At 52.1% G+C, this 20,663-nt stretch carries 20 protein-coding genes and 6 pseudogenes; 11 read left to right on the top strand and 15 right to left on the bottom strand.

All coding sequences use genetic code 11. The features are described from left to right. Positions 1 to 10 precede the first annotated feature (10 nt). A complete protein-coding gene (locus P2E05_RS21140) occupies positions 11 to 3,091 on the top strand; it encodes a Tn3 family transposase (RefSeq protein WP_079390445.1) in 3,081 nt (1,026 codons plus the stop codon). Here P2E05_RS21140 and P2E05_RS21135 read toward each other — a convergent pair. The 4 genes and pseudogenes from P2E05_RS21135 to P2E05_RS21120 form a co-directional block, all read right to left on the bottom strand. Further along, positions 3,066 to 3,416, bottom strand: a pseudogene (locus tag P2E05_RS21135) (3'-5' exonuclease); the annotation flags it as partial. The gene P2E05_RS21140 and the pseudogene P2E05_RS21135 overlap by 26 nt on opposite strands. A gap of 4 nt (positions 3,417 to 3,420) precedes the next feature. After that, entirely contained in the window at positions 3,421 to 4,431 is a 1,011-nt protein-coding gene (locus tag P2E05_RS21130) for a tyrosine-type recombinase/integrase (RefSeq protein WP_000543934.1), read from the bottom strand. A 2-nt stretch (positions 4,432 to 4,433) separates the two neighbouring features. After that, a complete protein-coding gene (locus tag P2E05_RS21125; RefSeq protein ID WP_000949433.1) occupies positions 4,434 to 4,970 on the bottom strand; it encodes a hypothetical protein in 537 nt (178 codons plus the stop codon). Between the two features lie 298 nt (positions 4,971 to 5,268). Continuing rightward, the gene (locus P2E05_RS21120; RefSeq protein WP_000575657.1) at positions 5,269 to 5,550 is read right to left on the bottom strand and encodes a hypothetical protein; all 282 of its coding nucleotides are present in this window, start codon (positions 5,548 to 5,550) and stop codon (positions 5,269 to 5,271) included. Between the two features lie 261 nt (positions 5,551 to 5,811). Between P2E05_RS21120 and P2E05_RS21115 the strand changes: the two genes are divergently transcribed. After that, entirely contained in the window at positions 5,812 to 6,414 is a 603-nt protein-coding gene (locus P2E05_RS21115) for a hypothetical protein (protein ID WP_000278322.1), read from the top strand. 15 nt (positions 6,415 to 6,429) lie between these two features. Here the strand turns inward: P2E05_RS21115 and P2E05_RS21110 are convergent, their stop codons facing one another. The 5 genes and pseudogenes from P2E05_RS21110 to merR all read right to left on the bottom strand — a co-directional run bounded on the left by P2E05_RS21110 (position 6,430) and on the right by merR (position 9,718). Beyond that, positions 6,430 to 6,882: a hypothetical protein gene (locus P2E05_RS21110; RefSeq protein WP_000791469.1), complete on the bottom strand. Its 453-nt coding sequence runs from the start codon at positions 6,880 to 6,882 to the stop codon at positions 6,430 to 6,432. Positions 6,883 to 7,048: 166 nt separating this feature from the next. Then, positions 7,049 to 7,348 carry a hypothetical protein gene (locus tag P2E05_RS21105; RefSeq protein WP_011872911.1) on the bottom strand — a complete coding sequence of 100 codons (300 nt, stop codon included), beginning with the start codon at positions 7,346 to 7,348 and terminating at the stop codon, positions 7,049 to 7,051. Positions 7,349 to 7,643: 295 nt separating this feature from the next. Next, positions 7,644 to 7,916, bottom strand: coding sequence for a MafI family immunity protein (locus P2E05_RS21100; protein ID WP_000787563.1), 273 nt, complete (start codon positions 7,914 to 7,916; stop codon positions 7,644 to 7,646). Further along, positions 7,913 to 9,235 (bottom strand): annotated as a pseudogene (locus P2E05_RS21095) (RHS repeat-associated core domain-containing protein); the annotation flags it as partial. The gene P2E05_RS21100 and the pseudogene P2E05_RS21095, both read right to left, overlap by 4 nt. Positions 9,236 to 9,262: 27 nt before the next feature. Continuing rightward, positions 9,263 to 9,718 (bottom strand): Hg(II)-responsive transcriptional regulator, encoded by a 456-nt coding sequence (gene merR, locus P2E05_RS21090; RefSeq protein ID WP_001166628.1) that lies wholly within the window; start codon positions 9,716 to 9,718, stop codon positions 9,263 to 9,265. A 71-nt stretch (positions 9,719 to 9,789) separates the two neighbouring features. Between merR and merT the strand changes: the two genes are divergently transcribed. The 9 genes and pseudogenes from merT to P2E05_RS21045 form a co-directional block, all read left to right on the top strand. After that, entirely contained in the window at positions 9,790 to 10,155 is a 366-nt protein-coding gene (gene merT, locus P2E05_RS21085; protein ID WP_001294656.1) for a mercuric ion transporter MerT, read from the top strand. A gap of 15 nt (positions 10,156 to 10,170) precedes the next feature. Then, entirely contained in the window at positions 10,171 to 10,446 is a 276-nt protein-coding gene (gene merP / locus P2E05_RS21080) for a mercury resistance system periplasmic binding protein MerP (protein ID WP_000732275.1), read from the top strand. A 27-nt stretch (positions 10,447 to 10,473) separates the two neighbouring features. Beyond that, a complete protein-coding gene (gene merC, locus P2E05_RS21075; RefSeq protein WP_000522996.1) occupies positions 10,474 to 10,899 on the top strand; it encodes an organomercurial transporter MerC in 426 nt (141 codons plus the stop codon). 38 nt (positions 10,900 to 10,937) lie between these two features. After that, a complete protein-coding gene (gene merA / locus P2E05_RS21070) occupies positions 10,938 to 12,632 on the top strand; it encodes a mercury(II) reductase (RefSeq protein ID WP_015063453.1) in 1,695 nt (564 codons plus the stop codon). 17 nt (positions 12,633 to 12,649) lie between these two features. After that, on the top strand, positions 12,650 to 13,012 hold the full coding sequence (gene merD, locus P2E05_RS21065) for a mercury resistance co-regulator MerD (protein WP_001277456.1): 363 nt from the start codon (positions 12,650 to 12,652) through the stop codon (positions 13,010 to 13,012). After that, positions 13,009 to 13,245, top strand: a complete 237-nt coding sequence (gene merE / locus P2E05_RS21060) for a broad-spectrum mercury transporter MerE (protein WP_000993386.1) — start codon at positions 13,009 to 13,011, stop codon at positions 13,243 to 13,245. Before merD ends, merE begins: the two co-directional genes overlap by 4 nt. 35 nt (positions 13,246 to 13,280) lie before the next feature. Next, positions 13,281 to 13,949: pseudogene (locus tag P2E05_RS21055) on the top strand (EAL domain-containing protein). Between the two features lie 74 nt (positions 13,950 to 14,023). Continuing rightward, a pseudogene (locus P2E05_RS21050) lies at positions 14,024 to 15,274 on the top strand (transposase); the annotation flags it as partial. A gap of 64 nt (positions 15,275 to 15,338) precedes the next feature. Beyond that, positions 15,339 to 15,710: pseudogene (locus P2E05_RS21045) on the top strand (IS6-like element IS26 family transposase); the annotation flags it as partial. 149 nt (positions 15,711 to 15,859) lie between these two features. Here P2E05_RS21045 and P2E05_RS21040 read toward each other — a convergent pair. From P2E05_RS21040 to P2E05_RS21015, 6 genes and pseudogenes are all read right to left on the bottom strand, one after another. After that, positions 15,860 to 16,720 carry a broad-spectrum class A beta-lactamase TEM-1 gene (locus P2E05_RS21040; protein ID WP_000027057.1) on the bottom strand — a complete coding sequence of 287 codons (861 nt, stop codon included), beginning with the start codon at positions 16,718 to 16,720 and terminating at the stop codon, positions 15,860 to 15,862. 182 nt (positions 16,721 to 16,902) lie between these two features. Beyond that, positions 16,903 to 17,220: pseudogene (locus tag P2E05_RS21035) on the bottom strand (recombinase family protein); the annotation flags it as partial. A 199-nt stretch (positions 17,221 to 17,419) separates the two neighbouring features. Next, complete coding sequence (locus tag P2E05_RS21030; protein ID WP_000722315.1) at positions 17,420 to 18,244, bottom strand: oxacillin-hydrolyzing class D beta-lactamase OXA-9; 825 nt, start codon at positions 18,242 to 18,244, stop codon at positions 17,420 to 17,422. A gap of 59 nt (positions 18,245 to 18,303) precedes the next feature. Further along, a complete protein-coding gene (gene aadA1, locus P2E05_RS21025; protein WP_001206315.1) occupies positions 18,304 to 19,092 on the bottom strand; it encodes an ANT(3'')-Ia family aminoglycoside nucleotidyltransferase AadA1 in 789 nt (262 codons plus the stop codon). Between the two features lie 69 nt (positions 19,093 to 19,161). Next, positions 19,162 to 19,716, bottom strand: a complete 555-nt coding sequence (gene aac(6')-Ib / locus P2E05_RS21020; RefSeq protein WP_063840280.1) for an AAC(6')-Ib family aminoglycoside 6'-N-acetyltransferase — start codon at positions 19,714 to 19,716, stop codon at positions 19,162 to 19,164. A gap of 233 nt (positions 19,717 to 19,949) precedes the next feature. Continuing rightward, the gene (locus tag P2E05_RS21015; RefSeq protein ID WP_001217881.1) at positions 19,950 to 20,507 is read right to left on the bottom strand and encodes a recombinase family protein; all 558 of its coding nucleotides are present in this window, start codon (positions 20,505 to 20,507) and stop codon (positions 19,950 to 19,952) included. Between the last annotated feature and the right edge of the window lie 156 nt (positions 20,508 to 20,663).

The raw sequence follows: 20,663 nt of genomic DNA, 5'->3' as shown, positions 1-20,663 counted from the left end.
GGAGGGCACCATGAAAAATGATGTTCGGCGGCTATCTATTTTGTCAACTGATGAAATAGATGAACTGTTTGGATTACCTCATTTCTCAGATGATGATCGTCGATTATATTTTGACTTAAGTGCTAAAGAGCGCGAGCTATTCGACAATACCCGAACGTTTTCTGTGGCAGCCCATTTAGTATTGCAACTGGGCTATTTCAAAGCCAAACGGCAGTTTTTCAGTTATGAACAAGAATCGTCAGTACTAAATGACTTGGATTACATTGCCGCGCTGTACTTTCCCACCAAAACGCTTTCAAGACTGAAAAGTCCCTCAAGACCGATTAGGGCTGAACAACAACGAGCAATTCTTGATTTATTCCAGTATAAACAATGTGATAATGAGGTAAAAGTTGATTTGGAAGATAAAGCACAGCGGGTTGCGATGTTATCGACACAACCTATCTTTATCTTTCGTGAATTAACCCAATACTTAGCATTACACCGTATTGTCATGCCCAGTTATCGGTATATGCAAGAGATGATTGGTAGAGTGGTGGCTTATGAACGCACCCGTATTGCTCGATTACTTAGCACTTGCATGACTTCACTTATCGATCAGCAATTAGCGGCTTTGCTTCGGGCTGAGTCAGGAGTATTTCGCGTCAGCGCATTAAAACATGAAGCTAAAGATTTCAGTTATAAAGAATTGCGACATGAAGTCGCACGGCGGCAGTTTTTCCAGCCTCTACATGAGTTTGCCAAGCAGTTCCTCATAACAGCGGGGATCTCCAATGAAAGCGGCAAGTATTATGCTTCTATGGTTAAGTTTTATACCACTTATAAACTTCAACGCATGAAAAAAGAGACTGCTCAGTTATATCTGCTGTTTTTTGCTTTTCATCGGTTTCAGCAAATTAATGACAACTTAATTGAAGCATTGCTCCATTGGGTCGATCAATACGAGAAACAGGCCAAGCGTGCCGCTGAAGAAGCAATGAATAATGCGGTTACCAATGCAGCGAAAAATTTACAGGCTGCGGGTCATGTATTGAGCCTGTTTACGGATGACACCATCACCGATGACACACCTTTTTCCATTATTAAAGAAAAAGCCTATGCATTGCTTGAACAAGAGAGATTCCCATTAGTTGCTGATTACTTACGCAATATTGCTTTCGACAAAACGGCATTTGAATGGTCACATTACACAAAATTATCCGCCACATTCAAACGTAACTTAAGGCAACTTTTTACTGATCTGGATTTTGCCGGACGTGTAGAAGACTCTCCTTTGCTTGAAGCTATCGCGTTTTTACAAAACTTATTGCGCACAGAAAAATCACCAAGGCAAACTGACCCTAATTCATTTCCGACTGAGATTATTCCTAAAGGTTTACGCCGATATTTGTTTAGTAAAGAGGGCAAAACATTTAAAACGCTTGATGTAGATCGCTATGAGTTTTTGGTCTATCGCCTACTACGCAACTCACTGGAAGCGGGTGATGTGTACGTTAAACATAGTAATGAATTTCGCCGCTTTGAAGATGACTTAATAAGCGATCTTAGATGGCAGGATAAAGAACGAGTATTGCAAGATATTGGTGCACCCATTTTATTGGCCCCTATCCAAGATACTCTGGCTGTATTTCATACTATGCTAGCAGCACGTTATAGTGCGATTAACCAACATATTTCTGATGGGGTCAACAAACATATTAAAGTAATTGGGGCTGCCGAAAAGCGTCGTTGGAAGCTGCTTTATCCGAGCAGTGATGAATCCGTTAATAGCGATTTTTACAGCCAGTTACCAGGAATTGGTATTGCGGATCTACTGTGGTTTGTTGCGGGTAATACTGGATTTTTAAATGCATTTACCCATGTATTAGATCGTTATGTAAAGCATGAAGCTGATCCCCGTGAAATTTTCGCCTGTATTGTTGCGATGGGAACAAACATGGGGTTAGCAAAAATGGCTGAGGTTTCAGGCCTTAGCTCAGCATCAATGGCGGGGACATCAAGAAATTATCTACGCTTGGAGACATTACGAGCGGCTAATGATGCGATTAGTAATGCGACCAGCCAGCTACCCGCATTTCATCTCTATGATATTCAGGACTCGCTCCATTCAAGTAGCGATGGCCAGCGGATGGAAACGCAAATTAACACCCTTAACGCTCGATATTCTCCTAAGTATTTTGGTTTACAGAAAGGTGTCAGCGCCTACACGTTGGTCGCAAATCATGTTCCTATAAATGCAAAGATTATTGGGACTCACGAACATGAAAGCCATTACGTTTTCGATTTATTGCATAACAATACCTCTGATATAAAGCCAGAACGGCATTCCACTGACACCCATGGCACCAATCAGGTTAATTTTTGGATTTTGCATGCATTTGGATATCATTTTGCACCTCGTTATCGTGATTTGCATAAGAAAATGGATACGTTAGTCGGCTCACAACATCCCAATGAGTGTGGTGACTGGCTAATAAAGCCTGCCCGAAAAACCAACGATGAATTGATTGAACGTGAATGGCCCAATATTCAACGGATCATGGCATCGCTAGCTCAAAAAGATGTTACTCAAGCCACGATTGTTCGCAAACTCTCGAGCTATTCGCGTCAGAATCAGACCAAGAAAGCATTATGGGAGTTGGAAAACATATGCCGAACGCTATACATTCTCGACTTTGTCGACGATGTTGGCTTACGTCAATGTGTACAAAAAGCATTAAATCGTGGCGAAGCCTATCATCGTCTTAGACGAGCAGTTGCATTTGTTAACGGTGGAAAATTCAGAGTAAAAACAGAAGAGGAGCAGCAAATATGGAATGAATGCTCTCGGCTCATCACCAACGCGGTCATTTACTACAACACAGTGCTGCTATCTCGTGTCTATGAACAGAAGCAAACAGTAGGAGATCAAAATGCACTGGCTCAGCTTCACAGTATTTCGCCCGTTGCATGGCAGCACATCAATATGTATGGCAATTTTGAGTTTAGTCCATCAACCTCAAAAATAGATATCGATGCATTGGTTGCTCGATATGCTGAACCAGAATATTGGAAGCAAGCGCTGATTGAGAACGAGAATTCAAGTGAGTGATTTTAGAATTTAAAGCTAACTTTACATTTTTGGCGCGTTGGGCAAATTTAGCCAGGTTGCTACGCATTCTTGCCTTGACCGAAAGGATGGATTGCGCCCTTATTTGCTTTTGTGATGCCGGTGAACAACCCCTTCTCCGCATTGGTTGGCAATCTGCTATCCGGTACACTCCAAATTGGCCACCATACCCGTTTTTGTAGAACGAAACTGGCTCTACTCCTGGCTTAGGCTTCATCCGAAATTCGTCCCTGAGCCGTCCTTTTGAAAAGCACCTATCGGCTTTCATGGCTTCGGCTCTGGCAAGTTCGAGTTCTTCATCATTCATGCTGTTAATCCGCTATATCGAGGCGTTGGCTCGCTCTCTTCAAACGCTCATCGCCGCGTCTGTCATATTTCTGGGTAGTTGCAATGCTTGAGTGGCCCATTGCGTCCTTCACGGTCACAATATCCTCACCGTTATCCAGCATCGAGGAGGCAAAGGTGCGTCGCAGGTCATGGGGCGCAAACATCTCCAGACCGGCTTCAACTCTTCTGGTCTCCAAGATGTGGTAGATGGCCTGATCCGACATCCGCTCTCCAGTCACATCATCAAACCGCCTGATCCTCGGGAATAAAGGCCCTTCATGCGTTCCTCGAACCTCTTCAACCCACTTATCCAGTCTTTTCCATGCGCCACCAGGCACATACGCCATTCTCTCTTTGTTGCCCTTGCCAAGAACCTTGAGAGCGCGGTCCTTGTAGATCATGCTTCCCATGTCCAGCGCAACGATTTCCGAGCGGCGCAAGCCACACCCGAGGAGCACCCCGAGAATGGCCGCATCCCGAAGCCCTTTGGCGCTTGAATCACTTTCACATGTGAAAAAGAGGCTGCGAATCTCATGGCGTTCAAGTGCCCGCCCTTTAGGAAGTCGAGATCCACGTACTGAACGGACTTGCTTAATGTGCTGGAAGCTATCCGTATCAATTTGCTTCATCGTCCAGGCTTCAAGAGCCACCCCTTTGAGCGCTGACAGGTAGGTGTTGATCGTTGCCGGAGCCTTCCCTGCATCCCCCAGCATTTCCAGCACCGCCAATATGTGGTGCCGCCTCATTGAGCTCCATGCACAGTCACGAAGGTTCTGAAACCCGATCATCTTGGCGACAATGTTGAGGAATGAGCTCATGGTCTGCCTGCTTCGCTTTGACCCGAGGCTCACCAGATAGGCGACGGCGGGGTTGTCCTGGATGTTCCGGAGCGAGCTCGATGACGGCAACAGTTCACCGCGAATGCTTTGTTCTGCCGGAACATTTACTTTCGCATGTGAAACTAGCTCTTCCTTGTCATTGTTTGTGTCGTGCAAAGTTACCTCCTAAGCCCGACCGCAACGAGAAGAAAATCCCATATTTTGAGGTGAAGAGGTAGTTCCTCCTCCATATGTTGCGTTTCGTAGCTTTGCATCAGTGGTTCAAACTTGGTTGGATTGCACAGCAATTCGTAAACTGTTCGGTTGGGCTTGGTGATCGGCTTATTCGGAGTGAATCCATGTTTGTTCTGGAGGTACAGCGCTACCGCGCCACTTCTGGATTCTCCGTAATAGCAATGAACGAAGATCTGATCGATACCGCTACCAACCAATCCATCCAGGAAGGTGGACAGCTTTTCAGCCTGGGATGAGTCAATGTAAGAGGCGTAATTCATCCGGAACGCTGCCTTCATCGTGTGGATGGTGTTCTCAGAATAGCCGCCGTCATAGAAGCTATCGCGGTACAACTGCCCCCACTGTCCGAGAGCGGCAGGGGACTTGTCTGGGTCAGTTATGGAGATCATGGCCGCACCGGGAACCGGCTCCAGTCTTTCGGCCTCCGCTTGACTAATGAAAAAGACTTTTTTGCTAAGCATGTCCCATCATCCCCTTACAAGGATGTGTTGCGAGTAGCTCACGCGCCTGACTTTGCCCCTCTTGAGTATCTACAGGAGCGGTCGTATACACACCTCCATGCCGCAAGTCCACAATACTGGTCCGACAGCAAGAACCTACGTTCTGAACTTTATTGTCCGAATCCAAACCAGCAAAAGTATGGCACGGTCCAGGGAATGGTTTCCTGCAAATAGAGCAGCGCTCAAAGTTCTTATCGAGGATTCTCTTTAAAACTTTCTCAAATTTGTTTTTGTTTAACATCGAGTTCTCCACACAAAGTTACTGGCCGAGCATCCCAGCCAAGGTGGTCTGCTGGCCTTCGCTACAAGGTGCAAATCCGGCAAAAGCACCGGCATTAACCTTGAGCTCATCAAAGCGTCCATCGGTGTCCCGGTAGTACACCTTACGTTTTCCAATTCCACCTTCGAGGTTTGCGGCCAACCAGGCGATCACTGCATCAGCATCGTTCGTAACTGATGCTCCCTGATCCAGATCGATAAGTACCAGGTGGGTGTCCGTCTGGAGTGCCACTTCAAAGGTCGCTCTTACATCAAAAATCACTGGTCGCGCTCCTTGTAAAAAGTGGGCATTCAGCACCACCTATCCTATTCCAAAAACTCTACTTTTTCAAAGATACATTTTAATAAGTAGAACAACAGCAAGAGGAACTCAAATTTATTTACCGTAATTATCATAATTACGGTAATACGGTAATTTTACAGATTTGGATGGAATGGTATAAGATGTCTCGCTGGAACATACTTGCTGAAAAAACGCTTAACAACGATAGTGAAAACATCATGTACAGGTGCGAGAGATAATATGTATAAGAGCCTTGAAGATCTGATGGCGGGTATTTACGAGATGGCAGCGCCAGATGGCATCATCTGTAACGAGGTTTCCAAATTCCTTGCGGCCAACCAGGTCAAGCCGGAAGACATAAGCTCTGGGATCTGGTTTTTCCTGTGGCTGAAATCAGCTCCCAAGGATGCGAAGCCAATCCAAAAAGAAATCCCCGGATTTGGAGTTGTTCTCAACATGCCGACTTATGGCGGAACGCTCAACGAAGCAATCACAGGGTTGATCGAGAACGAGTGCCGTCAAATAGAGCTCGCTGAGGGACATCCGAGCCTTGAGGCTTGGGTTGAATCAGTATTAGCCGGTCGAGATGACGGAGAGGAAAATGAAGCTGCGGCCAATATCGTGGATCTGCTTAATGGGTGTCACGACCTACTGGATACAGCAATAATCAATTACCTTTTTAAGGTGGGAAAAATCAACGAGCAAGAGATTTTGTCGCTCATCTATTATGGAGAGCTATGTGACCACTCTCTTGTCGGTACGCCTTTTTCAACGTTACATATCCCGAGTGAAAATAACGTCCACGAACGTAACATCATCCCCATTAAAAAAGGAGCCAGTTAGGCTCCTTTTTGTTACTCAGGGTTTGCTTTGAGAAACAACTTCATTCCAAGTATGCAGCACCTTCGATAGGTGCTGATGCTTTCTGGTGAAGTCCTTATCATCCAAGAGTGCTTTAAATGGCGCGTTCAGGTCACTGCATGTGACGTTCTTGCCGATCACAGACAGGGTATCCTGGAGTGATCCACCAGCAGCATCAAGCCCCATTCTATCGACGGTCTCACTACTCACCATTGCCTGGACAACATTGGTGAATGCCTTTGAGTTGAGCTGCTCAACGCTCAGGGCTGTATTGCATTTCTGCTCAACCGCTTGCTTGTACTGGATGGTGTACTTTGCAGTGATAGGTGACATGGTGTTCATCGCAAGTATGTATGCGTCTACCTCACTGGTCGGTAATGTCGCGGCATAGACTGACGAGCATGATGCGGCTGCGGCCATTATCAAAGTTATTACCTTCTTATTCTTCATTTCTCTGAAATCCCCCTTTAAAATATGGAGCTACAACTCATTTGTACCAATCATAATACTATTGATTTCCAAAAGTATCTCTCTCTACTGACTCTATGATGGCTCGCCTTCCAAACACTTGGCCGCTGGCGGCGGCTGGGCCAACGCCAGAGCCTGATCCACACTATCATCCGCCTGAAAAAAATCTCATTACCTCTGACGGATAAAGAAACAGATTTCCCCCTTTGGCAAAAAACAGATACCAAACAGAAAAAGCCACAGAAAAAACACCTGCAACACACACTTCAAATCTATTTCTTGCAGAGAAATACTTGTAGTGCTTTTTTTCGTATCTCGGGGCTCTCATTTTGACTAGATTTTTCAATGTCAACCAAAGAAAGATAACCCCAGTAGGAAGGATAACTATCACAACCCCAAAGAAATAAATTGTGTATATAATAAAATCAAACCAGTTATTGATTTCCATAAGCCGTCCCCAATGCTGCGCCAATAGCAGAACCATGTGAGCCGTATTTAATCCCTGGATTCCTCATTAGCTCTCTTTAACTTTAATATTTTCCTTAGATTTAAGTATCCATAGATTCCTGAGAACACTCCATACCCCCCCCCAAACACCAACGGACAGATATAAGGCGAATTTGCTTAGAGGCCCATTCACATAATTTAATAAAGCGAACACTGCAATTCCTATAAAGGCTCCAGCTAACGGAAATCCAAGCAGATATACTGCTCTATATTTTAAACCGGTTTTTTTCATCTTATTATTTATCTATATGTTTTGAAATCTTATCTACAATGGATGTAGTATCCATATTCATTATCCTCCCTGCTTTTTCAATCAGAAACTCAGCTTCATTTGTTATGTTCTTTGACTCTTCATTAATAATGTCAATGATAGTTTCTAGTGCGATTCCATACTCACCCACATCAATAAATTCTTGCACTTCTATACTTTCAGATTCAGAAAACGAATCAGACAGCACCATAAGCAAAAGATCTAGCGTGGATTCAATTTCTCTATATTCATTTTTCATTTTGGATTCCTTGGTACGTTTGTTGGAAAACCTGAAACAATATCACCATTAGATTCTTGTATTACACGAACATTAATACCTTCTTTAACTGCCTCTGCAATAGTCCTACCACCGCGCCCAGCCTTTCGAGAAACATTTGGATCGGTAGCTATATCGGAAATGACGTGCATAATTTTTTCATCAGACCAACTTTGAGGAAACTCACTTTTTCCAGGCTTGCCTGTTCCTGCTCGATGCCCTCCACCAGTGGCGTCACCATCAAGAATATGCTTACGTCTCTGGGAACTGGCTAGGTCTACAAAATCATCAGCCGTATTTTTAAAAGCGCGTTCCGCAACATTCCCTAGCGCCTTATAGTTGCCAGGCAGGATAATCCCAGCAGCAAAAAGCCCCCCGGAAATCCACTTTTCTCTTGAGGTCGCACAATCACTGGTGATGGTCTTGAAGGTGTCATAGGCGTCCCAAGCGCTCAAGGCAAAGTCTATGGCAACATAAGCCCCCAGAAGAAGCGGCACAAACTCCCCTGTTGGATCTGCATTGCCTATCGGGTTGCTCAGCGCATAGGCATAGGTGTTAATCCCACCAGCCAGCCCAATCGGGTCACTGGTGATGTAACGCCCGGTATTCGGGTCGTAGTAACGCCGCCAGTTGTAGTGGAGCCCGGTCTCCGCGTCGTAATACTGTCCTGGGAACCGCAAATTGAAGGTCGGCCCCTGAGTGGTGATGCTGGCCTTACCGAACGGGCTGTAGCTCGCCTTCCAAACCACTTGGCCGCTGGCGTCGGTTAGCGCCTTCGGGGTGCCCAGATGATCGACGTGGACTTGATAGGTCTGTCCTGACTGAGCAAAGCTCAAGGGGGTGCCATCGAGCCAGATATACTCCGCCAGCACGTCTCCAGTGGCTGCGTCCAGCTCCTCGATGAGGTTTCCTGCCAAGCCGTAAATCAGTAGGCGGGTCTGGCCGTTTAGGGTCTTAGTTACACGCTGATCCAGATGGTTGTAGGTGTAAGCTGCTGTCACTCCAGCGACCGTTGCGGCCACCAGCCGGTTCTGGCTGTCATAGGTGAAGGTATCCGCCCCCTGCTTCGTCAGGTTGCCATTGGCGTCATAGCTTCTGGAGGTTTGCCCAGTCTTCACCAGCCAGTTGTTCATGTAGTTGATGGTGTAGCTTTGGCTCAGGCCATCGGTCGTGATCGAGGTCCTGTTGCCGGTGGCGTCATAGCCATAGCCCAAAACGCCATAGAGCCCCTCAGCAGAGGTGATGCGGCCAACCGCGTCATAACCGAGTGACTGATTGACTGATGAGCTGAGATTGGGGTCGTCTCAGAATTCGGAAAATAAAGCACGCTAAGGCGTAGTCACCCCGTGACTCCCCCGCGCCGATGCAGCGAGCTTCGTTCCGTCTTGCAGTGACGCAATCAGCGGGCAGGAAACGTTCCCTTTCCGCGCATGGCAGGCGCACACCAGTTCAGACAGCACGGCCTCCATGCGTGCCAAGTCGGCCATCTTCTCGCGCACATCCTTGAGCTTGTGCTCGGCCAGGCCGCTGGCTTCCTCGCAATGGGTGCCATCCTCCAGCCGCAGTAGCTCGGCGATTTCGTCCAGGCTAAAGCCCAGCCGCTGGGCCGATTTCACGAACCGCACTCGTGTTACATCCGCCTCGCCATAGCGGCGAATGCTGCCATAGGGCTTGTCTGGCTCCGGCAGCAGGCCCTTGCGCTGGTAGAACCGGATGGTCTCCACATTGACCCCGGCCGCCTTGGCAAAAACGCCAATGGTCAGATTCTCAAAATTAATTTGCATATCGCTTGACTCCGTACATAACTACGGAAGTAAGCTTAAGCTATCCAAACCAAATTTGAAAGGACAAGCGTATGTCTGAACCACAAAAGTCTGAACCACAAAACGGGCGCGGCGCGCTCTTCGCCGGTGGGCTGGCCGCCATTCTTGCGTCGGCCTGCTGCCTGGGGCCGCTGGTTTTGATCGCCTTGGGGTTCAGCGGGGCATGGATCGGCAACCTGACGGTGCTGGAACCCTATCGCCCGATCTTCATCGGCGCAGCGCTGGTCGCGCTGTTTTTCGCCTGGCGGCGCATCTACCGCCCGGCGCAAGCCTGCAAACCGGGTGAGGTCTGCGCGATTCCCCAAGTGCGAGCTACTTACAAGCTCATTTTCTGGATCGTGGCCGCGCTGGTCCTGGTCTCGCTCGGATTTCCCTACGTCATGCCATTTTTCTATTAATCACAGGAGTTCATCATGAAAAAACTGTTTGCCGCCCTCGCCCTCGCTGCCGTTGTTGCCCCCGTGTGGGCCGCCACCCAGACCGTCACGCTGTCCGTGCCTGGCATGACCTGCGCCTCTTGCCCGATCACTGTCAAGCACGCGCTTTCCAAGGTTGAGGGCGTGAGCAAGACCGACGTAAGTTTCGACAAGCGCCAGGCCGTCGTCACCTTCGACGATGCCAAGACCAACGTCCAGAAGTTGACCAAGGCGACCGAGGACGCGGGCTATCCGTCCAGCCTCAAACGCTGATCCGTTAACCGAACTCGGGAGCGACACATGGGACTCATCACGCGCATCGCTGGCAAAACCGGCGCGCTCGGCAGCGTCGTTTCCGCGATGGGCTGCGCCGCCTGTTTTCCTGCCATCGCCAGCTTTGGCGCGGCCATCGGACTGGGCTTCTTGAGCCAGTACGAGGGGCTATTCATTGGCATCCTGCTGCCGATGTTCGCCGGCATCGCGTTACTCGCCAATGCTATCGCTTGGCTCAATCATCGACAGTGGCGACGCACGGCGCTCGGCACGATAGGCCCGATCTTGGTGCTGGCAGCGGTGTTTTTAATGCGGGCTTACGGCTGGCAGAGCGGTGGACTGCTCTATGTCGGCCTGGCCTTGATGGTTGGGGTGTCGGTCTGGGATTTCATCTCGCCAGCACATCGCCGCTGCGGGCCGGACAGCTGTGAATTGCCAGAACAACGTGGCTGACGGCAACAGCCGTAGCCACCACAGAAAAGGAAAAATACATGACCACCCTGAAAATCACCGGGATGACCTGCGACTCGTGCGCGGCTCACGTCAAGGAAGCCTTGGAGAAAGTGCCCGGCGTGCAATCGGCGCTGGTGTCCTATCCGAAGGGCACAGCGCAACTCGCCATTGAGGCGGGCACGTCATCGGATGCGCTGACTACCGCCGTGGCCGGACTGGGCTACGAGGCAACGCTTGCCGATGCGCCACCGACGGACAACCGCGCCGGCCTGCTCGACAAGATGCGCGATCTGCTGGGCAGAAACGACAAGACGGGTAGCAGCGGCGCATTGCATATCGCCGTCATCGGCAGCGGCGGGGCCGCGATGGCAGCGGCGCTGAAGGCCGTCGAGCAAGGCGCACGTGTCACGCTGATCGAGCGCGGCACCATCGGCGGCACCTGCGTCAATGTCGGTTGTGTGCCGTCCAAGATCATGATCCGCGCCGCCCATATCGCCCATCTGCGCCGGGAAAGCCCGTTCGATGGCGGCATCGCCGCTACCACGCCGACCATCCAGCGCACGGCGCTGCTGGCCCAGCAGCAGGCCCGCGTCGATGAACTGCGCCACGCCAAGTACGAAGGCATCTTGGAGGGCAATCCGGCGATCACTGTGCTGCACGGCTCCGCCCGCTTTAAGGACAATCGCAACCTGATCGTGCAACTCAACGACGGCGGCGAGCGCGTGGTGGCATTCGACCGCTGCCTGATCGCCACCGGCGCGAGCCCGGCCGTGCCGCCGATTCCCGGCCTGAAAGACACTCCGTACTGGACTTCCACTGAAGCGCTGGTCAGCGAGACGATTCCTAAGCGCCTGGCCGTGATTGGCTCATCAGTGGTGGCGCTGGAGCTGGCGCAGGCGTTCGCCCGACTCGGAGCGAAGGTGACGATCCTGGCTCGCAGCACGCTGTTCTTCCGCGAAGACCCAGCTATAGGCGAAGCCGTCACGGCCGCATTCCGCATGGAGGGCATCGAGGTGAGGGAACACACCCAGGCCAGCCAGGTCGCGTATATCAATGGTGAAGGGGACGGCGAATTCGTGCTCACCACGGCGCACGGCGAACTGCGCGCCGACAAGCTGCTGGTCGCCACCGGCCGCGCGCCCAACACACGCAAGCTGGCACTGGATGCGACGGGCGTCACGCTCACCCCGCAAGGCGCTATCGTCATCGACCCCGGCATGCGTACAAGCGTGGAACACATCTACGCCGCAGGCGACTGCACCGACCAGCCGCAGTTCGTCTATGTGGCGGCAGCGGCCGGCACTCGCGCCGCGATCAACATGACCGGCGGTGACGCGGCCCTGAACCTGACCGCGATGCCGGCCGTGGTGTTCACCGACCCGCAAGTGGCGACCGTAGGCTACAGCGAGGCGGAAGCGCACCATGACGGCATCAAAACTGATAGTCGCACGCTAACGCTGGACAACGTGCCGCGCGCGCTCGCCAACTTCGACACGCGCGGCTTCATCAAACTGGTGGTTGAAGAAGGCAGCGGACGACTGATCGGCGTGCAGGCAGTGGCCCCGGAAGCGGGCGAACTGATCCAGACGGCCGCACTGGCGATTCGCAACCGGATGACGGTGCAGGAACTGGCCGACCAGTTGTTCCCCTACCTGACGATGGTCGAAGGGTTGAAGCTCGCGGCGCAGACCTTCAACAAGGATGTGAAGCAGCTTTCCTGCTGCGCCGGGTGAGGACAAGGAGGTGTGCGATGAGCGCCTACACGGTATCGCAACTGGCCCATAACGCTGGGGTGAGCGTACATATCGTGCGCGACTACCTGGTGCGCGGCTTGTTACGGCCGGTGGCCTGCACCACGGGCGGCTACGGCGTGTTCGACGATGCGGCCTTGCAACGGCTGTGCTTCGTGCGCGCGGCCTTCGAGGCGGGTATCGGCCTGGATGCCCTGGCGCGGCTGTGCCGTGCGCTCGACGCAGCGGACGGCGCACAAGCCGCAGCGCAGCTTGCCGTGCTGCGCCAGTTGGTCGAGCGGCGGCGCGCGGCGTTGGCCCATCTGGACGCGCAACTGGCCTCCATGCCAGCCGAGCGGGCGCACGAGGAGGCATTGCCGTGAACGCCCCTGACAAACTGCCGCCCGAGACGCGCCAACCCGTTTCCGGCTACCTGTGGGGTGCGCTGGCCGTGTTGACCTGCCCCTGCCATCTGCCGATTCTCGCCGCCGTGCTGGCCGGGACGACCGCCGGTGCCTTCCTTGGCGAGCATTGGGGTGTTGCCGCGCTCGCGCTGACCGGCTTGTTCGTTCTGGCCGTAACGCGGCTGCTGCGCGCCTTCCGGGGCGGATCATGACGAGTTCGCAGCCCGCCGGATGGACGGCGGCCGAGTTGGCGCAGGCGGCGGCGCGCGGACAGCTTGACCTGCATTACCAGCCGCTGGTCGATCTGCGCGATCACCGGATCGCTGGCGCGGAAGCGTTGATGCGCTGGCGGCATCCGAGGCTTGGCCTGTTGCCGCCCGGCCAGTTCCTGCCGCTGGCCGAGTCGTTCGGCCTGATGCCGGAAATAGGCGCGTGGGTGCTGGGCGAGGCCTGTCGCCAGATGCACAAGTGGCAAGGACCGGCATGGCAACCGTTCCGTCTTGCCATCAATGTGTCCGCCAGCCAGGTTGGGCCAACGTTCGACGACGAGGTAAAGCGGGTGCTGGCCGATATGGCCCTGCCCGCCGAGCTTCTGGAGATCGAACTGACCGAATCGGTCGCATTCGGCAATCCAGCCCTGTTCGCCAGTTTCGACGCCTTGCGCGCCATCGGCGTGCGCTTCGCCGCCGACGACTTCGGCACCGGCTATTCCTGCCTGCAACATCTGAAATGCTGCCCCATCACCACATTGAAAATCGACCAATCCTTTGTCGCCAGGCTCCCGGATGATGCCCGTGACTAAACTATCGTGCGGGCGGTGATCCAGCTCGCGCACGGGCTGGGCATGGATGTCATTTTCAGAAGACGACTGCACCAGTTGATTGGGCGTAATGGCTGTTGTGCAGCCAGCTCCTGACAGTTCAATATCAGAAGTGATCTGCACCAATCTCGACTATGCTCAATACTCGTGTGCACCAAAGCGAGGTGAGCATGGCGACGGACACCCCACGGATTCCAGAACAAGGCGTGGCCACTCTGCCTGATGAGGCTTGGGAGCGTGCGCGCCGTCGTGCGGAGATCATCAGTCCGTTGGCGCAGTCGGAGACGGTCGGGCACGAAGCGGCCGATATGGCGGCTCAGGCGCTGGGCTTGTCTCGGCGCCAGGTATACGTTCTGATCCGGCGTGCCCGGCAAGGCAGCGGCCTCGTGACGGATCTGGTGCCCGGCCAGTCCGGTGGAGGTAAAGGTAAGGGGCGCTTGCCGGAACCGGTCGAGCGCGTCATCCACGAGCTACTGCAAAAGCGGTTCCTGACCAAGCAGAAGCGCAGCCTAGCGGCCTTTCACCGCGAAGTCACTCAGGTGTGCAAGGCTCAAAAACTGCGAGTGCCGGCGCGCAATACCGTGGCCTTACGGATCGCTAGCCTTGACCCGCGCAAGGTCATCCGCCGGCGGGAAGGCCAGGATGCCGCTCGTGACCTACAAGGTGTGGGCGGCGAGCCTCCTGCCGTGACCGCGCCGCTGGAGCAGGTGCAGATAGACCATACGGTCATCGACCTGATCGTGGTCGATGACCGCGACCGGCAACCTATTGGCCGCCCGTACCTGACCCTCGCCATCGACGTGTTCACCCGCTGCGTGCTCGGCATGGTCGTCACGCTGGAAGCGCCGTCTGCCGTTTCGGTTGGCCTGTGCCTCGTGCATGTCGCCTGCGACAAGCGCCCTTGGCTGGAAGGACTGAACGTGGAAATGGATTGGCAGATGAGCGGCAAGCCCTTGCTGCTCTACCTAGACAACGCGGCCGAGTTCAAGAGCGAGGCCCTGCGCCGGGGTTGCGAGCAGCATGGCATCCGGCTGGACTATCGCCCGCTGGGACAGCCGCACTATGGCGGCATCGTGGAACGGATCATCGGCACGGCGATGCAGATGATTCACGACGAACTGCCGGGAACGACCTTCTCCAACCCTGACCAGCGCGGCGACTACAATTCCGAAAACAAGGCCGCCCTGACGCTGCGCGAGCTAGAGCGCTGGCTCACATTGGCGGTCGGCACCTACCACGGTTCGGTGCACAACGGCCTGCTCCAACCGCCGGCCGCGCGCTGGGCCGAGGCCGTGGCGCGTGTCGGCGTACCGGCCGTCGTCACACGCGCTACTTCGTTCCTGGTCGATTTTCTGCCGATCCTCCGGCGCACGCTGACCCGCACCGGCTTTGTCATCGACCACATCCACTACTACGCCGATGGGCACTGTTGCAAATAGTCGGTGGTGATAAACTTATCATCCCCTTTTGCTGATGGAGCTGCACATGAACCCATTCAAAGGCCGGCATTTTCAGCGTGACATCATTCTGTGGGCCGTACGCTGGTACTGCAAATACGGCATCAGTTACCGTGAGCTGCAGGAGATGCTGGCTGAACGCGGAGTGAATGTCGATCACTCCACGATTTACCGCTGGGTTCAGCGTTATGCGCCTGAAATGGAAAAACGGCTGCGCTGGTACTGGCGTAACCCTTCCGATCTTTGCCCGTGGCACATGGATGAAACCTACGTGAAGGTCAATGGCCGCTGGGCGTATCTGTACCGGGCCGTCGACAGCCGGGGCCGCACTGTCGATTTTTATCTCTCCTCCCGTCGTAACAGCAAAGCTGCATACCGGTTTCTGGGTAAAATCCTCAACAAGGGGTCTGACGCTCAGTGGAACGAAAACTCACGTTAAGGGATTTTGGTCATGAGATTATCAAAAAGGATCTTCACCTAGATCCTTTTAAATTAAAAATGAAGTTTTAAATCAATCTAAAGTATATATGAGTAAACTTGGTCTGACAGTTACCAATGCTTAATCAGTGAGGCACCTATCTCAGCGATCTGTCTATTTCGTTCATCCATAGTTGCCTGACTCCCCGTCGTGTAGATAACTACGATACGGGAGGGCTTACCATCTGGCCCCAGTGCTGCAATGATACCGCGAGACCCACGCTCACCGGCTCCAGATTTATCAGCAATAAACCAGCCAGCCGGAAGGGCCGAGCGCAGAAGTGGTCCTGCAACTTTATCCGCCTCCATCCAGTCTATTAATTGTTGCCGGGAAGCTAGAGTAAGTAGTTCGCCAGTTAATAGTTTGCGCAACGTTGTTGCCATTGCTGCAGGCATCGTGGTGTCACGCTCGTCGTTTGGTATGGCTTCATTCAGCTCCGGTTCCCAACGATCAAGGCGAGTTACATGATCCCCCATGTTGTGCAAAAAAGCGGTTAGCTCCTTCGGTCCTCCGATCGTTGTCAGAAGTAAGTTGGCCGCAGTGTTATCACTCATGGTTATGGCAGCACTGCATAATTCTCTTACTGTCATGCCATCCGTAAGATGCTTTTCTGTGACTGGTGAGTACTCAACCAAGTCATTCTGAGAATAGTGTATGCGGCGACCGAGTTGCTCTTGCCCGGCGTCAACACGGGATAATACCGCGCCACATAGCAGAACTTTAAAAGTGCTCATCATTGGAAAACGTTCTTCGGGGCGAAAACTCTCAAGGATCTTACCGCTGTTGAGATCCAGTTCGATGTAACCCACTCGTGCACCCAACTGATCTTCAGCATCTTTTACTTTCACCAGCGTTTCTGGGTGAGCAAAAACAGGAAGGCAAAATGCCGCAAAAAAGGGAATAAGGGCGACACGGAAATGTTGAATACTCATACTCTTCCTTTTTCAATATTATTGAAGCATTTATCAGGGTTATTGTCTCATGAGCGGATACATATTTGAATGTATTTAGAAAAATAAACAAATAGGGGTTCCGCGCACATTTCCCCGAAAAGTGCCACCTGACGTCTAAGAAACCATTATTATCATGACATTAACCTATAAAAATAGGCGTATCACGAGGCCCTTTCGTCTTCAAGAATTTTATAAACCGTGGAGCGGGCAATACTGAGCTGATGAGCAATTTCCGTTGCACCAGTGCCCTTCTGATGAAGCGTCAGCACGACGTTCCTGTCCACGGTACGCCTGCGGCCAAATTTGATTCCTTTCAGCTTTGCTTCCTGTCGGCCCTCATTCGTGCGCTCTAGGATCCTCCGGCGTTCAGCCTGTGCCACAGCCGACAGGATGGTGACCACCATTTGCCCCATATCACCGTCGGTACTGATCCCGTCGTCAATAAACCGAACCGCTACACCCTGAGCATCAAACTCTTTTCATGATATATCTCCCAATTTGTGTAGGGCTTATTATGCACGCTTAAAAATAATAAAAGCAGACTTGACCTGATAGTTTGGCTGTGAGCAATTATGTGCTTAGTGCATCTAACGTTCAAGGTGAGCGGACTCGCGCGGCTTTATGCGCGAGGTCCGCTCGAGCGCAGGGTTATGCATCTGCTCTCGATGACGCCACATATCATTTGTTACCCATCAACACGGGTAATTCCACGAGAATATCCTCTCGTGCTTTAGACCCGCCGGGAATATCGGACTTTTCCTTTCCTATTTCCAATCGGGCGAAAACAACTTGCCGTCCGTTTTTTTCAGCCCAGCCCACGAACCAGCCCTGCGGACGACTTTCATTTATCTTGCCGTTATTGTCCCGAAGCCAGCCGCTGCCGCTTTTTCCATGTACAGCCCATCCTTCGGCTGCCTGGTACTGCGGGATTGTGGCATACGCCATGTCATAAGCCGCTTCGGATACAGGCAGCTTATGCGCGACAAAGCGTAGAAGAAACTGAATTTGCTCCTTGGGAGATATGGTGAGCGACGACATCAGCCATGACTGGGTCAAGCCGTTATGCTTCCCCGAGTCACCGGAAACATCTTGATTACCGTACTCAAATTTCTTTACGTATTCCGTGAACCGATCAACTCCCAGACGGCTTGTTAATTGCTGCGAGAACCAGACAACAGAGTCGCTTTGCCATAGCGCCGGATAGACTTGTTTGTATGTGCGATCTCTCGGAGACGGGTTGTATTCCGGCTTCAATTCCCACGTAGGTGATTTTGGCGACTGCAAGATTCCACTATCAAACCCCATGATTGCCAATGGAAGTTTAAAAGACGAGCACGGAGACACACGACGGGCACATTCTCCGGTCTCATATAAGGTATTTCCGGTAATGGCGTCTGCGATGATGGTGCATTTAAGCGTTTCAACCTCATCAGAAGCCACGGAACTGATTGGGAGAGTGGCGGAAACGAACACCAACATATGCAGCAGCAAAATTTTTTTCATCAAGGTATCCTTCATTGCTCCGCTGTGCGCTTAATAGGTGCATAACTTTGTTTTAGACATTATTTGCCGACTACCTTGGTGATCTCGCCTTTCACGTAGTGAACAAATTCTTCCAACTGATCTGCGCGCGAGGCCAAGCGATCTTCTTGTCCAAGATAAGCCTGCCTAGCTTCAAGTATGACGGGCTGATACTGGGCCGGCAGGCGCTCCATTGCCCAGTCGGCAGCGACATCCTTCGGCGCGATTTTGCCGGTTACTGCGCTGTACCAAATGCGGGACAACGTAAGCACTACATTTCGCTCATCGCCAGCCCAGTCGGGCGGCGAGTTCCATAGCGTTAAGGTTTCATTTAGCGCCTCAAATAGATCCTGTTCAGGAACCGGATCAAAGAGTTCCTCCGCCGCTGGACCTACCAAGGCAACGCTATGTTCTCTTGCTTTTGTCAGCAAGATAGCCAGATCAATGTCGATCGTGGCTGGCTCGAAGATACCTGCAAGAATGTCATTGCGCTGCCATTCTCCAAATTGCAGTTCGCGCTTAGCTGGATAACGCCACGGAATGATGTCGTCGTGCACAACAATGGTGACTTCTACAGCGCGGAGAATCTCGCTCTCTCCAGGGGAAGCCGAAGTTTCCAAAAGGTCGTTGATCAAAGCTCGCCGCGTTGTTTCATCAAGCCTTACGGTCACCGTAACCAGCAAATCAATATCACTGTGTGGCTTCAGGCCGCCATCCACTGCGGAGCCGTACAAATGTACGGCCAGCAACGTCGGTTCGAGATGGCGCTCGATGACGCCAACTACCTCTGATAGTTGAGTCGATACTTCGGCGATCACCGCTTCCCTCATGATGTTTAACGTTTGACATGAGGGGCGGCCAAGGGCGCCAGCCCTTGGACGTCCCCCTCGATGGAAGGGTTAGGCAACACTGCGTGTTCGCTCGAATGCCTGGCGTGTTTGAACCATGTACACGGCTGGACCATCTGGGGTGGTTACGGTACCTTGCCTCTCAAACCCCGCTTTCTCGTAGCATCGGATCGCTCGCAAGTTGCTCGGCGACGGGTCCGTTTGGATCTTGGTGACCTCGGGATCATTGAACAGCAACTCAACCAGAGCTCGAACCAGCTTGGTTCCCAAGCCTTTGCCCAGTTGTGATGCATTCGCCAGTAACTGGTCTATTCCGCGTACTCCTGGATCGGTTTCTTCTTCCCACCATCCGTCCCCGCTTCCAAGAGCAACGTACGACTGGGCATACCCAATCGGCTCTCCATTCAGCATTGCAATGTATGGAGTGACGGACTCTTGCGCTAAAACGCTTGGCAAGTACTGTTCCTGTACGTCAGCAAGTGTCGGGCGTGCTTCTTCTCCGCCCCACCACTCGACGATATGAGATCGATTTAGCCACTCATAGAGCATCGCAAGGTCATGCTCAGTCATGAGGCGCAGTGTGACGGAATCGTTGCTGTTGGTCACGATGCTGTACTTTGTGATGCCTAACTTTGTTTGGAAATGTTGAATACTCATACTCTTCCTTTTTCAATATTATTGAAGCATTTATCAGGGTTATTGTCTCATGAGCGGATACATATTTGAATGTATTTAGAAAAATAAACAAATAGGGGTTCCGCGCACATTTCCCCGAAAAGTGCCACCTGACGTCTAAGAAACCATTATTATCATGACATTAACCTATAAAAATAGGCGTATCACGAGGCCCTTTCGTCTTCAAGAATTTTATAAACCGTGGAGCGGGCAATACTGAGCTGATGAGCAATTTCCGTTGCACCAGTGCCCTTCTGATGAAGCGTCAGCACGACGTTCCTGTCCACGGTACGCCTGCGGCCAAATTTGATTCCTTTCAGCTTTGCTTCCTGTCGGCCCTCATTCGTGCGCTCTAGGATCCTCCGGCGTTCAGCCTGTGCCACAGCCGACAGGATGGTGACCACCATTTGCCCCATATCACCGTCGGTACTGATCCCGTCGTCAATAAACCGAACCGCTACACCCTGAGCATCAAACTCTTTTATCAGTTGGATCATGTCGGCGGTGTCGCGGCCAAGACGGTCGAGCTTCTTCACCAGAATGACATCACCTTCCTCCACCTTCATCCTCAGCAAATCCAGCCCTTCCCGATCTGTTGAACTGCCGGATGCCTTGTCGGTAAAGATGCGGTTAGCTTTTACCCCTGCATCTTTGAGCGCTCTGATCTGAATATCGAGGGACTGCTGGCTGGTTGAGACCCGCGCATAACCAAAAATTCGCATAAAAATGTACCTTAAATCGAATATCAGACACGATGTGTCTATTATGCCAAAATGACGATTTAATGGACACTCAAACGAAGCCGTTTTACTATGTCTGATAATTTATAACATTTCGTACGGTTGGAAAAATGTTACTAAATGCCCGTCAGGCAGGGA

The sequence above is a fragment of the Providencia stuartii genome (assembly GCF_029277985.1).
Classification (GTDB): Bacteria; Pseudomonadota; Gammaproteobacteria; order Enterobacterales; family Enterobacteriaceae; genus Providencia; species Providencia zhejiangensis.
This window is presented reverse-complemented; position numbering and strand designations above follow the sequence as displayed.

Excerpts from the sequence above, each read along its gene's own strand:
- P2E05_RS21015 (WP_001217881.1), bottom strand. The coding sequence starts at position 20,507 with ATGCGAATTTTTGGTTATGCGCGGGTCTCAACCAGCCAGCAGTCCCTC.
- P2E05_RS21125 (WP_000949433.1), bottom strand. The coding sequence starts at position 4,970 with ATGCTTAGCAAAAAAGTCTTTTTCATTAGTCAAGCGGAGGCCGAAAGA.
- merA (WP_015063453.1), top strand. The coding sequence starts at position 10,938 with ATGACCACCCTGAAAATCACCGGGATGACCTGCGACTCGTGCGCGGCT.
- merR (WP_001166628.1), bottom strand. The coding sequence starts at position 9,718 with ATGCAAATTAATTTTGAGAATCTGACCATTGGCGTTTTTGCCAAGGCG.
- P2E05_RS21040 (WP_000027057.1), bottom strand. The coding sequence starts at position 16,720 with ATGAGTATTCAACATTTCCGTGTCGCCCTTATTCCCTTTTTTGCGGCA.
- merC (WP_000522996.1), top strand. The coding sequence starts at position 10,474 with ATGGGACTCATCACGCGCATCGCTGGCAAAACCGGCGCGCTCGGCAGC.
- P2E05_RS21105 (WP_011872911.1), bottom strand. The coding sequence starts at position 7,348 with ATGGAAATCAATAACTGGTTTGATTTTATTATATACACAATTTATTTC.
- P2E05_RS21100 (WP_000787563.1), bottom strand. The coding sequence starts at position 7,916 with ATGAAAAATGAATATAGAGAAATTGAATCCACGCTAGATCTTTTGCTT.
- merT (WP_001294656.1), top strand. The coding sequence starts at position 9,790 with ATGTCTGAACCACAAAAGTCTGAACCACAAAACGGGCGCGGCGCGCTC.
- P2E05_RS21030 (WP_000722315.1), bottom strand. The coding sequence starts at position 18,244 with ATGAAAAAAATTTTGCTGCTGCATATGTTGGTGTTCGTTTCCGCCACT.
- merP (WP_000732275.1), top strand. The coding sequence starts at position 10,171 with ATGAAAAAACTGTTTGCCGCCCTCGCCCTCGCTGCCGTTGTTGCCCCC.
- P2E05_RS21110 (WP_000791469.1), bottom strand. The coding sequence starts at position 6,882 with ATGAAGAATAAGAAGGTAATAACTTTGATAATGGCCGCAGCCGCATCA.
- merD (WP_001277456.1), top strand. The coding sequence starts at position 12,650 with ATGAGCGCCTACACGGTATCGCAACTGGCCCATAACGCTGGGGTGAGC.
- P2E05_RS21140 (WP_079390445.1), top strand. The coding sequence starts at position 11 with ATGAAAAATGATGTTCGGCGGCTATCTATTTTGTCAACTGATGAAATA.
- aadA1 (WP_001206315.1), bottom strand. The coding sequence starts at position 19,092 with ATGAGGGAAGCGGTGATCGCCGAAGTATCGACTCAACTATCAGAGGTA.
- P2E05_RS21115 (WP_000278322.1), top strand. The coding sequence starts at position 5,812 with ATGTATAAGAGCCTTGAAGATCTGATGGCGGGTATTTACGAGATGGCA.